This is a genomic window from Thioalkalivibrio sp. ALMg3 (genome assembly GCF_000381225.1).
GTDB lineage: Bacteria > Pseudomonadota > Gammaproteobacteria > Ectothiorhodospirales > Ectothiorhodospiraceae > Thioalkalivibrio > Thioalkalivibrio versutus.
Window position 1 is genome coordinate 1 of record NZ_KB906237.1, and the last position, 12,229, is coordinate 12,229.

Below are 12,229 nucleotides of genomic sequence, written 5' to 3' on the forward strand. Positions count from 1 at the left end.
CGGTTTCACCGTCGATGCTGATCCACAACTCGGCCTTGCCGACATCGACCCCGATCCGATGCGTTGCCATCATCACACCTCCCGAGCTAGCTTGGAGTTGTCTGTCGGGGCCTCACCGAACGCTGGCTTGCCATCTATCGTCGGTCCCGTGCCGATCGATTCCTTATCGGCGTTTAAGGTGAGGGGTGGGACGAATTCTCCTACCGTCTGTGCCACAGGCCAGATGCCGGCCTCGTCCCTCCACCCCGACAGACCCTTTCTAGGCCTGCCGGGGTTAAACATACAAGCCGAGCCCTCTCGGCGATTGGGGCATTGGTTGGGCCCCAACACCCAGGGGGCTGGGCTTGTATGTTTCTTCCTGGCAACCGCGCCTCTCACCCCGTCATCCCGGAAACCGCGTAGCGGTTATCCGGGATCTCGTGCGTCCGGGCGGCCCCCAGCGGTGGAGATCCCGGCTCTTCGCTTCGCTACGGCCGGGATGACGGGGTGGGGTTACGGCCGGGATGAGGAGGCGGGCGTGCGGTTACGGTCGGAATGACGGGGTGGGTGTAGCGTTCCGGCCGCGGACTAACGCTGCCGCGTGTCGGCGCGGGGATACCGGCGCGCGGTCAATGTGCAGACACCCAGTTTTGCACCTGCAGCCCGGGCACACGCTCAAACTCGCGCCCATTGTTCGTCACTAGCACGGTTTCTGTTGCCCGCGCGTGTGCCGCTATCAGAAGGTCGTTTGCGCCAATGGGGGCGCCAGCGTGTTCCAGCTCAGCCCGGATGTCTCCGTAATGGTCGGCTGCTTCTTCCGGCCAGTCGCACACCTGCGTGAAAGCCAGAAAACGCTCCAATGCGGCCTCGCTACGCTCTTTCTGATTCGACCGGCACACGCCGTAACGCAATTCCGCCAGGACGACGGCGGATAGGCCGACCTCCCCCACCGGCACGTGGCGTAACCGTTCGTGCACCTCGGGCGGCCGGCGTTTCATGATGTAGATACAGATGTTCGTGTCCAGCATATAGCGCATGGATCACAACGCCTCGCGATCCTGGGCCATTCGATCCTCGATCGAATCGGGAAAGTCGTCGGGCAGGGTCTCGGCAGGACCCAGGAAATAATCATCCCAGGACCGCGGCTTGGCCCGCAGGATCAATGCGTCCCCGCGCTTTTCGATGACCACCTCATCGGTATCGAACGTAAATCCCTTCGGCAGCCGTACGGCCTGACTGCGCCCATTCCGAAACAAACTCGCCGTGCGTCGCTTCATTATCTAGCCCCAAAATGGCTGCATATGCCTAAAGCATATCCCAGCCAGCGGCGTGTTTCCAGGCCTCATCGCTCAGTGGGTTCGGCTCATACAACCAGCGCGGCCTTCCGTCATCCCGGAAACCGCGGAGCGGTTATCCGGGATCTCGTGCGTCCGGGCGCCCCCCGCTGGTGGAGATCCCGGCTCTTCGCTTCGCTACGGCCGGGATGACGAGGTGGGGTAGCGCTGCGCCGGGTGACGGGGCGTGTTCTTCGTCATCCCGGGAGCCGCGAAGCCCGGGGCCCGCCATCCTGGAAACCGCCCTGCCCCTTCGTCATCCCGGAAACCGCGGAGCGGGTATCCGGGATCTCGTGCGCCCGGGCTGGCCCCCGCCGGTGGAGATCCCGGCTCTTCGCTTCGCTGCGGCCGGGATGACGAGGTGGGGTAGCGCTACGGCCGGGATGATGAGCCAGGGGGCGCCCTCCGACCGAGGCCGTGTGGCGCAGGGCCGCAAGGGCCGTGGGCAGTTGAATTGTAGGAGCCGAGCTTCTCGGCGATGGGGCATTGGTTAGGCCCGATCGCACAAGCGCGGTGCGTGCCCCTGCAGGGCAGAATCCGTGGTTATGTGGAGCTTAGAAAACGGGAAACGGTTTTTTCTCTGGCCGAACCGCCCCGGGTTCCCCGCAGCCCTCGGGCATTCATGAATCCAGGCGATTCAAAAGACGATCGAGCGCGTTGGCCATGACAGGTACATCGTTGCACGCTGTGTTCCACACAATACGGTCATCAACCTTCGCATAGCCATGAATAAGAAGGTTTCGTAGATCGACCGCTGCTCGTAGCTGCGGCACTTGCTTCGCAATCTCCGGATCGAGCTTATCCAACTGGCCGAGCGCTTCACCCAGGATCTCCAGCTGACGCTCGACAGCCGAGCGCATCAACGCATTATGAAGATATGCATCCTCATTGGCATCGCCGATGAAGTCCGCGACGCGGCGGGCGGCTTCACGGGCATCCCACAGATAGGCTCGAGGATCACGCCGCATGGACCGATTCCCGATGCCTGTCGACCTCGGCCTGCACATAGGGGTTGGCCAAAGTCTCGGGGGTAATTAGATCGACCGGGCGCCCCAGGACGCGGCTCAGAGCGCTTCGAAACGCCAGAAACGGCTCGAGGGACGTGGCCGCTTCGCTTTCCGGCGCAAACTCGACCAGGAAATCGACATCCGATCGGACGGGATCAAAATCGACAGCTCGTGCAGCGGACCCAAACACCTCCAAGCGCCGGACACCATAACGTCGGCAAATGGATTCAATCGCCTCTCGGTTCTGGTGAATCAGTGGATGCACGAACCGACCTCCTGCTCATAACATGATCTACATGATGCCTCGACAGGCAACGCGCTGCACACGCACGTGAGTCAAACACATCGGCCTATCCGGTCGCCCCGGGCCCCACACCAACCGCCCTCATCCCGGGATCCGCTGAGGGATCATCCGGGACCTCGTACGGCCGGGCGGCCCCACCGGCGGAGATCCCGGCTCTTCGCTTCGCTACGGCCGGGATGACGGGGTGGGAAGACGTACGGCCGGGATGACGGGGTGGGGTAGCACTGCGCCGGGTGACGGGGTGTGTTCTTCGTCGTCCCGGAAACCGCGGAGCCCCAAGGCCCGCCATCCTGGATACCGCCCTGCCCCTTCGTCATCCCGGAAACCGCGCCACCCCGCCGTCATCCCGGAAACCGCGGAGCGGTTATCCGGGATCTCGTGCGTCCGGGCTGCCCCCGCTGGTGGAGATCCCCGCTCTTCGCTTCGCTGCCGCCGGGATGACCGGGAAGGTGTGCCGGACGGGTCGTTGGTATGTGGAGTGGCCCAGGGCTTGCGGCCGGCTCTGGTGGGGGCTTCGCCGCCAAGGCGGCTCCTACACGGTGGGTGGCTCATCCGCGGGTTTGGCGTCTTGCACCTCGGCGCGGAGTTGTTCGATTTCGGTCATCAGGGCTGCGTGCTCGGCGCGTTTGCGCTGGAGCAGGCCGTACGCCAGGTGGGCCTTTTCCTGCAGGCCGTTCGGTGTGAGCTTGTACAGGTAGGCCGAGCGGTTGTCCGAGCGGCGGAAGTTCTGCGCCTTGACCCAGCCACGATCGAGCACGGCCCTGAGTGCGTAGTGCGTCTTGCCCACTGACAGGCCCAGCGCCCGCGCGAGCTGACGCTGGCTCATGTCCGGCTCGCGTTCCAGCAGGCGGAGCACTTCCAGATGAAGATCTTCTTCAATCAATAGGTTATCGATTCGGTGGGCAGCGTTTGGGCACGCTACCGCCGGGACGGTGCACCCGGATTATTCGCGGGTCCGGTCGGGCCCGCGCGCAAACATGACCATGCTTTGAAGAAGTCCTCCCCTCCAGAAGCTTCGGCGGGGAACGCTACAAGGGTCCGTAGCTAGCCTTGTTCGGGGCGGCGGCTTCGGGCGTTGCTGACGAACTCCCAGAAGAACGCCGCAAACAATCCGAGCATGCCCCCAAGGACAACGGACAGGGCGACGATGAGCGACCGGCCCGCGCCGGCCGGATCGTCCGACTCCCCGGCGAGGAAGGTTTGTTCGGTGTCGCGACTCATTGCTACAACCGTTTCGGCACTGGATGCCGCATCCGTGCGGGACGAACGCAGCCTGGACAGCTCTCGGCGGATATCGCCAATTTGCTGGGCCACGATCAAGCCGGCGATGTCATCACCCTCGCCCAGCCGCCCGTAGAGCGCGTTGAGGTCCTCCTGCAGCAGCGCGATCTGATCATCCAGCACCTCGATGCGGCTGTTCAAGGGCCTCAGATGGCTGGCCAGGCTTTGTTCAAACCGTGGCCTCAGCCACTCGGCCATAGCCGCGATCACCCCCTCGTGGAGGTCCGCCACATGCTCGGCGGCCTCGCGCGTACTGGTGGACTCCAGGATCAGGCTGTACTCCGAGCCGTGGGCACTCACGCGAACGCGAGGCCCCCGCTCCTCGTCGCCGAAGAGCTGATCGCGTTCCTGCGGGATCAGCACGTCCTCGAGCCGAGCGATCGCCATATCCTGGGATACGACGTTTGCGAGACCACCGGAATAGACCCGCGGTAGATCCACACCCGAGCGGTATTCGTACTCCACCGACTGCATCAAGGCATACACGACACCCAGAACGACGGTGAGTACCGCAACACCCAGCAAGACCGGCAAACGGCGCACCAGCACATCCCACAGCTCGTACAGGCTGATTTCGTCGTCGTACGGGCGGGCGTCGTAGAGGCGCGCTTGCGGGTTCCCAGCGGGATCGTTCATGGGTCTATTCCGTTGTATTCAAAAACCAATTGCCGGCACCCGCGTGCTCGCAGCACCATCGATTCTCAACCATCCAGAACCGAACCAGACAGGACGAGCTCTCGAACCCGAGGCGCGGGCACTGGCCCACAAAGAAGCCCGCCGCAGCGGAGCCATGACGCACTGCCCTTCTGAGCACCGAGACGACAACCTGGGGAACGGGACACGCCCGGCCCGAGCGGCCCGTGTGGAACTGCGTGACGGGGCTCCTCGCACCGATTTTCCTCAGAGGCCATCACACGCCGACCCGGATCGCGGCGCCACATTTACGTGCTGTTGTTCACATTTTCCCAGGTTCCGTATAGAGTCCCGCTCGGATGTTCCTCGACCCCCAGAAAAAATAAAACATAAGATTACGACAATCGTTGCACCAGCTTCTGTGCGGAAACGCACATACGGAGCCATCCCCTTGTTCGCACTTACCCCGAGAACCACCTGGCCAGAGATACTGAATGCCCTCCAACAACCCGAATCCGCCTCCGAACCAATCCTGGACGCACAAGCCAACCGCAGGCCCCAACCCCGCGCCACATAGCGACGAAATCAGCCTGATCGACCTATGGTCCGTGCTGGTCCGCCGGAAATGGTTCATGGTCATCACCGCAGCCGCCGTGGTCTTTCTGGGGCTGGCCTACGCGATGCTGAAGGCGCCGGTGTTTGGCTTCCAGACCATTGTCCATACGGCACAGGGTCCCGATGGCGGGTCGATCGTCTCCGGCGAGCGGCAGGAAGAACTGTTCAACGAGGTCTTGATTCCCGCCGCGCGCAACGCGCTGGAGAACGGCGATCCGGACACCACGGCACCCAGGGCTCGAGCACGTGCCCTGGAAACCTCCGACATCGTGCGCCTGACGTCGTCCGCGGCCGAGGCACAGGCCGACCGGGTGAATGAGTTGCACAGCAGGGTAGTGGCCAAGGTCCAGGCCGAGTTTTCCGACCAAGTCGAGCGTGCACGAGACGGGCTTGAGGACCGCATCCAGCGTCAGCGCCTGGAACAGCAGGAGCGCATGGAACAGCTGCGCTCAGGCCTGCGCGGCAAGCGGATGGAGGTCGCACGTCACGAACTGGCATACGAGGAACGCCGGCAACAGCTGGACACCGCCCTGCGCGCGAAGCAGCAGGATCTGGCCGCCCGCGAGCTGAGTTTCGAGGAGCAACAGATGCACCTGCAAGCCTCCATCCGCAGCAAAGAGCTGGAACACAACGGGCACGAGCTGCGCATGGCCTTGCTGGAAGAACAGGACTCCCTCCTCGAAGAACAGATCCGTGCTGTGCAAGAACTGGAGGTGCGCCTGCAAAACGGCGAGATGACGCCGGATGAGCCCTGGGCCATGGCCCTGGCCGCAGAACCGATGACCTCGCTGCTGAACATGCGCCGGGAAACCGAGCGAGACCGGGTAATTGACGTGCCCACGCAGATCCATCAAATCCGCCAGGCCCGCACACAGGCCGAGTTCCGTCTGGAGACACTGGAGTCCGAACGCGAAAGGGCCGCCCGCTCCCACGAACAGGCGGTCGCACGCATCAACGCCGAGTTGGAAGACCTGCAGGCGGAACGCAGCCGTGCCGAACGCCGTTTTGAGCAGACACTCGCACGACTGGAAGACGAAAAAGCAGACCTTCAGACCGATATCGAACGCGAGCAGCAGCGCCACGAACTGCAACTGGCCACGCTGAACCGCCAACTGGAGAATGTTCGCGACATCGAGGCCCGCGGGCCGGTTGCGTTGATGTCGCGCACTCCGGAAGGCCCGGGCAAGAGCCTGATCACGGTACTTTCCATCATTCTCGGCCTGATGCTGGGGGTGTTCGGGGCGTTCTTCCGCGAGTTCCTGGCGGGCGCGCGGGCGACGGAGGCGCATTAAAGGGCGCCAAACACCTCGTTGAGCCCCCATCCAGCCGCCGCCGAACTCGGCCTCGTCCGGCTTTGGCGGGGCATTCGCGGGCAGGCCCGCTCCCACAGGGTGGTCCGGGTTGCGCGTGCGTCCAGCCCCTGGCCGACCCCGCGACCGTTGCCCGGACTCGTCACTCCAAGCACCACACGCCCCCGAGTTCCGCCATCCCGCAAAACTGTCCCAACCACCGCCACCCCGGAAACCGCACCCATCCCACCGTCATCCCGGAAACCGCACCACCCCCTCGTCATCCCGTAAGCCGCACCACCCCTCGTCATCCCGGAAACCGCACCACCCCTCGTCATCCCGGAAACCGCGCAGCGGTTATCCGGGATCTCCCACGTTCGGGCGCCCCCGCCGCTGGAGATCCCGGCTCTACGCTTCGCAGCGGCCGGGATGACGGGAGTGGTGGCTGAGCTACGGCCGGGATGACGGGAGTGGTGGGTGAGCTACGGCCGGGATGACGGTCCGGGGTAGCGTACAGCCGGGACGATGTTTAGCGCAGGAGGAACTCTTGTGGCGTGAGAGCAGGCACGGGCGAGGCTGCGAAATCTTTGACGTTGCGCGTGACGATGCAGGAGCAGGCGGCACGTTCAGCGGCAGCTGCCAACACCGCGTCTTCGAAATCCGCCCAACCGAGAGAACGCGCCCGTTCGAGCTCGTCGCGCCCCACCGAACACACGTGAAGATTCTTGAGAAGCCACCCCAGTGCCCGTTCGGCGGCGTCGCGGCCGACATACCGCCCCACCAGATAATAGATGGTGGTGGCCGCATGAGCACTCAGCGCTCCTGGCCCTTCACCGTGAATCACCTGCTCCAGTACCGCTGCCGATACTCGGTAGTGCGGCTCCCGCTTTTGCAGCACGTCCAGCAGGACATTGAGGTCGAGCATGATCACGAGCGGTGCTTTTCCAGCAGATGGTCGCGGTACGCCTGTTCCGCGTCCAGGTCAGGAGGGAGAAGCCCGGTAATCGCGTCCAGCTCTGCACTGGGTGCATGGCGCTCGAGCGCCCGAAGACGGCGCAGGTGACGGTCGATCACTTCGGTCATGGTGATCCCATGCGCTTTGGCATAGGACTTCGCGAACTCAACGTCCTGCTTGGGCAAGCGGACGGTGACCTTGGTCGTTTCGTGTTCCATGCGACCTGCCTCCCAGGACTGTATGGCAGAGATCGAAGCATTGTACGGCACGATCACCTCCGGACCAAAAACACACGGCAGCACGCGCGATCATGCGCCCCCTCGTCATCCCGGAAACCACACACCCCACCGTCATCCCGGAAACCGCGCAGCGGTTATCCGGGATCTCACACGTTCGGGTGCCCCCACCGCTGGAGATCCCGGCTCTACGCTTCGCTGCGGCCGGGATGACGGGCATGGTGGCTTCGGTCCGGCCGGGATGACGAGAGAGGCCGGTGGCCTTCGGCGGGGATCACGAGGTCGGGTTAAGTGCCGGTCAGGCTCGTCCTTGAATTGTGGGAGCGGGCGGGCTCGCTCCCACATGCACCTCCTGCGCGTGGGCAGGACAGGGGCAAGGGTCAGTCGTTGTTGAAGAGGTCGCGGGTGTAGATCTTGTCGGTCTGGTCGCGGAGGTCGTCGGTGATGCGGTTGGCGACGATGACGTCGGACACGCGCTTGAACTCGTCCAGGTCGCGGATGACGCGGGAGCGGTAGAACTCGTCGTCGGGCAATTCCGGCTCGTAGACGACCACTTCGATGCCCTTGGCCTTGATGCGCTTCATCACGCCCTGGATGGCGGAGGCGCGGAAGTTGTCGGAGCCGCTCTTCATCACGAGCCGGTAGATCCCGACGACCTTGGGGTTGCGCCGGATGACGGCGTCGGCGACGAAGTCCTTGCGAGTGCGGTTGGCATCGACGATGGCGCCGATGATGTTGTTCGGGATCTCGTCGTAGTTGGCCAGCAGCTGCTTGGTGTCCTTCGGGAGACAGTAGCCCCCGTAGCCAAACGACGGGTTGTTGTAGTGGCTACCGATGCGCGGATCCAGGCAGACGCCGTCGATGATCTGGCGCGTGTCCAGACCGTGGATCTCGGCGTAGCTGTCCAGCTCGTTGAAATAGGCGACGCGCATGGCCAGGTAGGTATTGGCGAACAGCTTGATCGCCTCGGCCTCGGTGGAGTTGGTGAACAGGATGGGGATGTCGTCATCCATCGCCCCCTCGGCCAGCAGACCGGCGAAGGTCTCGGCGCGGTCGGACTGCTCGCCGACGATGATCCGCGAGGGGTGCAGGTTGTCGTACAGCGCCCGGCCCTCGCGCAGGAACTCCGGCGAGAACAGGATGTTGTCGGTCTCCAGCTGCGCCTTGATTTCGCGCGTGTAGCCGACCGGCACGGTGGACTTGATGACCATCACCGCATGCGGATTGATCGCCAGCACATCGCGGATGACCGACTCCACCGTCGAGGTGTTGAAGTAGTTGGTCTGCGGGTCGTAGTCCGTGGGGGTGGCGATGATCACGAAGTCCGCGTCCGCGTAGGCCTCCTGCTTGTCCAGCGTGGCCTTGAGGTTCAGCGCATGGTTTTCCAGGAAGTCCTGGATCTCGACATCGATGATCGGGGAGTGCTTGCGGTTGATCTGCTCGACCTTCTCCGGCACCACGTCGAGCGCGACGACCTCATGGTGCTGCGCGAGCAGGACGGCGTTGGAGAGCCCGACGTAGCCGGTTCCGGCGACTGCGATTTTCATTCCTGGTTTCCTTCCTGTTGCAATTAGTGTAGCCAAGTTCGTCGGCCTTGCGTCCGAGCCCCGTAGGAGCCGCCTTGGCGGCGAAGCCCCTGCCGAAGTCCGGCGCGGGCAGGGGCTTCGCCTGCGAGCAGGCTCCTACAGGGGCGTTGGCACGTTTGCCCAGCGCCCGAGGATACTGGGGCGCCATGAACAATAATGCGATCGGGGGCACGAAAGGTTAACGCCCGCCTTACCCAGCCACGCGTTCCTGCGGTGGGTGATTGGCCGGGGCGTACTCGTGTACTACAGCGCGGATGGTGCGGCAGGCCCGCTCGGTGTCCATGTCGCGGTCGGCCTGGTCCAGCTGATTGAGGGCTGCGTGCAGGTCCTGCGCCGATACGCAGTCCTCGCGTGCGCGCATGATCCGCGGATGGCCTGTGGCCTGGACGTTGTCGCCGATCAACAGCTCCTCGTAGAGCTTCTCGCCCGGACGCAGGCCGGTGAACACGACCTCCACACCATCTTCGGGCACGCCGTCTTCCTTCACCTGGCGCCCATGCAGGTGGATCATGCGCCGCGCCAGATCCACGATGCGCACCGGCTCGCCCATGTCGAGCACGTAGACCTCGCCGCCCTCGGCCATGGCGCCGGCCTGGATGACCAGCTCCGCCGCCTCGGGGATGGACATGAAGTAGCGCGTGATCTCCGGATGGGTCACCGTCACCGGGCCGCCATCGCGGATCTGCTGGTGGAACAGCGGCACCACGGAGCCGGACGAGCCCAGCACGTTGCCGAAGCGCACCATGCTGAAGATGGTCCCGCGCTGCTCTCGGGCGCGATCCTGCAGGACCATCTCGGCCAGGCGCTTGGTGGCGCCCATGACGTTGGTGGGGCGCACGGCCTTGTCGGTGGAGATCAGGATGAAGCGGTCCACGCCGGCATTGAGCGCTGCCTCCGCGAGCACGGCGGTACCGAAGACATTGTTGCGCACGCCCTCGATCAGGTTGGCCTCGACGATCGGAACATGCTTGTAGGCCGCGGCGTGGTACAGCGTTTGTACGCCGTATTCCGCCAGCACGGAGGCCACACGCCGCGCATTGGCCACCGAGCCCAGCACCGCGTGGATGGCCGGGCACTGCTCCAGTTGCGCTGAGTACTCCTGCAGCTCGCGCTCGATGCTGTAGAGCGCGAACTCGTTGCGCTCGAACAGGATCAGCGCCGCCGGCTCCAGACGAATGATGCGCCGGCACAGCTCGGAGCCAATGGAACCGCCCGCGCCGGTCACCATCACCACCCGCCCGTGCACGCTACAGGTCAGCAGCTCGGGGTCCGGGGGCACCGGGTCGCGCCCGAGCAGATCGGCGATGTCCACGTCTTCCAGCTGTTCCAGGCTCGCATGCCCGGAGACCACCGACTCCATCGACGGAACCGTCTGCACGTACACCGGGAGCGGTTCCAGCTGTTCCAGGATGCGCCGGCGTTCCTGGCGCGTCGCGGACGGAATGGCCAGGAGCATCCGCCTGACCCGGAAACGCGACACAAGGCGCTCCAGGCGCTCCGGGCTGTGGACGGGAATCCCGTCGATCGAACTCCCCTGCAGGCTGCGATCCTCGTCCACGAAGGCGACCACTCGAAAGCGGCCCCCGGCCTTGAGCCCCGACAGGAGCTGCACGCCGGCCTCACCCGCCCCGAACACCACCACCGGCTCCGCACCCGCGGCCGCCTCGATGATGGAGCGATACCACGTGCGCACCAGGAACCGGCTGCCGCCGACATAGATGAAGGCCACGATCGCGAAATTGATCGGCGCCGACCGCGGGAAGCCTTCGACTTGCGCCAGGGTTGCAGAAGCCCACAGCACCAGTGCCAGGATCACCACCCCGGAACCCACAGCCCAGATGGTGCGCGCCCCCATGAATCGCACAACGGCCCGATAAAGCCCCAGCCTCACGAACAGCGGGATACCAATCAGCACCACCAGCGGGAACAGCCACCAGGTCTCCAGCATGATCGGCGGGAACGGCTCGGCCAGGCGGATCGCAAAGCCGGACCACAACGCCAGCGGCAGCATGACGGTATCCGCCATCACCATGAGCCAGCGCTTCTTCGAGCGCGGCAGCTTGAACAAGCTTTCCAGGCCCTTTCTCAGCATGATCTGCAACACCGTTCCGGCATGTCTCGCCCGACTCCCCCGTCCACAAAAACTACCCGGATTACACTACAGCAAGTGTACGCACCCGCTCGCCGCCGCTCTCCATCGCGGCGTGCGCAGCATAAGCAAGCCGTGATGAAAATGCACTCATCGCTGAAGGGGTTGTCATCATTCCATGCTGGCAAGGGCGTTCGCCTGCCAGCAGGCTCCTACAGGGGCGGTGTTCGTGCACAGGGGTGGCCCGTAGCAGCCGCCTTGGCGGCGAAGCCCCTGCCAGGGCTGATTCACCCACTCAATCCAGCCAGATGGCATCCCACAGCGGATGATCACCCAGGTTGTGAACCAGTCCCGCTCTTAGCGGGTTGGCGACCACATAGCGGGCGACCTCTTCCCGGCGTAATGCGCGGTCGTGGAAGCCCTTCTGCCAGATGTGGCATCGCGTGCCCTCGAGGCGTCCAATGCGGCGAGTGGTGTTTGCCTTGACCTTTTGTACCGCCACCGGGAGTTCGCCGTGGTCCAGTTGCAACAGCCAGTGCAGGTGGTCCGGCATGACCACGAAACATAAAGTCGTGACGAGATCTTCAACCTCTCGCAACGACTGTACACAGCAACGAGCCCGGGAAAAATCTGCGAACCATCGCCGCCGGCGCGCGCACACCGTTGTGACGAGGTAGATGCGCCCCGGCTCGCTGAACCGGCCGCTTCGCAGGCGATGCCCTTGTGCCTTCCGTGGCATGGGATCTCCTTCGGTATTCCGTTTCGTGTTCGAGGATATCAGGCGCTGGTGGCTACGTTGAGGCTGGCAGGGGCTTCGCCGCCAAGGCGGCTTGTATGTTTAACCCCGGCAGGCCTAGAAAGGGTCTGTCGGGGTGGAGGGACGAGGCCGGCATCTGGCCTGTGGCACAGACGGTAGGAGAA

General features: G+C 64.2%; 12 protein-coding genes. 1 reads left to right on the plus strand and 11 read right to left on the minus strand.

All coding sequences use genetic code 11. The annotated features are described in order from the left end of the window. Positions 1 to 608: 608 nt before the first annotated feature. The 6 genes from F622_RS0113245 to F622_RS0113270 form a co-directional block, all read right to left on the minus strand. Positions 609 to 1,016, minus strand: a complete 408-nt coding sequence (locus F622_RS0113245) for a type II toxin-antitoxin system VapC family toxin (protein ID WP_019572116.1) — start codon at positions 1,014 to 1,016, stop codon at positions 609 to 611. Positions 1,017 to 1,019: 3 nt separating this feature from the next. After that, positions 1,020 to 1,256, minus strand: a complete 237-nt coding sequence (locus tag F622_RS0113250; RefSeq protein ID WP_026287991.1) for an antitoxin — start codon at positions 1,254 to 1,256, stop codon at positions 1,020 to 1,022. A gap of 677 nt (positions 1,257 to 1,933) precedes the next feature. After that, positions 1,934 to 2,281, minus strand: coding sequence for a DUF86 domain-containing protein (locus F622_RS0113255; RefSeq protein WP_019572117.1), 348 nt, complete (start codon positions 2,279 to 2,281; stop codon positions 1,934 to 1,936). After that, entirely contained in the window at positions 2,271 to 2,585 is a 315-nt protein-coding gene (locus F622_RS0113260) for a nucleotidyltransferase family protein (RefSeq protein ID WP_018952320.1), read from the minus strand. Before F622_RS0113260 ends, F622_RS0113255 begins: the two co-directional genes overlap by 11 nt. Before the next feature lie 571 nt (positions 2,586 to 3,156). After that, positions 3,157 to 3,507 carry a MarR family EPS-associated transcriptional regulator gene (locus F622_RS0113265; RefSeq protein ID WP_018952319.1) on the minus strand — a complete coding sequence of 117 codons (351 nt, stop codon included), beginning with the start codon at positions 3,505 to 3,507 and terminating at the stop codon, positions 3,157 to 3,159. A 161-nt stretch (positions 3,508 to 3,668) separates the two neighbouring features. Beyond that, a complete protein-coding gene (locus tag F622_RS0113270; RefSeq protein ID WP_019572118.1) occupies positions 3,669 to 4,541 on the minus strand; it encodes a Wzz/FepE/Etk N-terminal domain-containing protein in 873 nt (290 codons plus the stop codon). Positions 4,542 to 5,032: 491 nt separating this feature from the next. Here F622_RS0113270 and F622_RS0113275 point away from each other — a divergent pair, with 491 nt between their 5' ends. Next, entirely contained in the window at positions 5,033 to 6,445 is a 1,413-nt protein-coding gene (locus F622_RS0113275) for a Wzz/FepE/Etk N-terminal domain-containing protein (protein WP_255346798.1), read from the plus strand. 526 nt (positions 6,446 to 6,971) lie between these two features. On the opposite strand, the gene F622_RS0113280 is transcribed toward F622_RS0113275, so the two are convergent. From F622_RS0113280 to F622_RS0113300, 5 genes are all read right to left on the minus strand, one after another. Next, entirely contained in the window at positions 6,972 to 7,373 is a 402-nt protein-coding gene (locus tag F622_RS0113280) for a PIN domain-containing protein (RefSeq protein WP_018952316.1), read from the minus strand. Further along, positions 7,370 to 7,615, minus strand: a complete 246-nt coding sequence (locus tag F622_RS0113285) for a DUF6364 family protein (RefSeq protein WP_018952315.1) — start codon at positions 7,613 to 7,615, stop codon at positions 7,370 to 7,372. The genes F622_RS0113280 and F622_RS0113285 overlap by 4 nt, the downstream gene beginning before the upstream one ends. A gap of 398 nt (positions 7,616 to 8,013) precedes the next feature. Continuing rightward, the gene (locus tag F622_RS0113290) at positions 8,014 to 9,180 is read right to left on the minus strand and encodes a nucleotide sugar dehydrogenase (RefSeq protein ID WP_019572119.1); all 1,167 of its coding nucleotides are present in this window, start codon (positions 9,178 to 9,180) and stop codon (positions 8,014 to 8,016) included. A 229-nt stretch (positions 9,181 to 9,409) separates the two neighbouring features. Next, positions 9,410 to 11,311, minus strand: coding sequence for a nucleoside-diphosphate sugar epimerase/dehydratase (locus F622_RS0113295; protein WP_026331583.1), 1,902 nt, complete (start codon positions 11,309 to 11,311; stop codon positions 9,410 to 9,412). Between the two features lie 292 nt (positions 11,312 to 11,603). Beyond that, positions 11,604 to 12,047, minus strand: a complete 444-nt coding sequence (locus tag F622_RS0113300; RefSeq protein WP_026331584.1) for a transposase — start codon at positions 12,045 to 12,047, stop codon at positions 11,604 to 11,606. Positions 12,048 to 12,229: the final 182 nt, after the last annotated feature.

Excerpts from the sequence above, each read along its gene's own strand:
- F622_RS0113245 (WP_019572116.1), bottom strand. The coding sequence starts at position 1,016 with ATGCGCTATATGCTGGACACGAACATCTGTATCTACATCATGAAACGC.
- F622_RS0113250 (WP_026287991.1), bottom strand. The coding sequence starts at position 1,256 with ATGAAGCGACGCACGGCGAGTTTGTTTCGGAATGGGCGCAGTCAGGCC.
- F622_RS0113255 (WP_019572117.1), bottom strand. The coding sequence starts at position 2,281 with ATGCGGCGTGATCCTCGAGCCTATCTGTGGGATGCCCGTGAAGCCGCC.
- F622_RS0113270 (WP_019572118.1), bottom strand. The coding sequence starts at position 4,541 with ATGAACGATCCCGCTGGGAACCCGCAAGCGCGCCTCTACGACGCCCGC.
- F622_RS0113275 (WP_255346798.1), top strand. The coding sequence starts at position 5,033 with ATGCCCTCCAACAACCCGAATCCGCCTCCGAACCAATCCTGGACGCAC.
- F622_RS0113285 (WP_018952315.1), bottom strand. The coding sequence starts at position 7,615 with ATGGAACACGAAACGACCAAGGTCACCGTCCGCTTGCCCAAGCAGGAC.
- F622_RS0113290 (WP_019572119.1), bottom strand. The coding sequence starts at position 9,180 with ATGAAAATCGCAGTCGCCGGAACCGGCTACGTCGGGCTCTCCAACGCC.
- F622_RS0113295 (WP_026331583.1), bottom strand. The coding sequence starts at position 11,311 with ATGCTGAGAAAGGGCCTGGAAAGCTTGTTCAAGCTGCCGCGCTCGAAG.
- F622_RS0113300 (WP_026331584.1), bottom strand. The coding sequence starts at position 12,047 with ATGCCACGGAAGGCACAAGGGCATCGCCTGCGAAGCGGCCGGTTCAGC.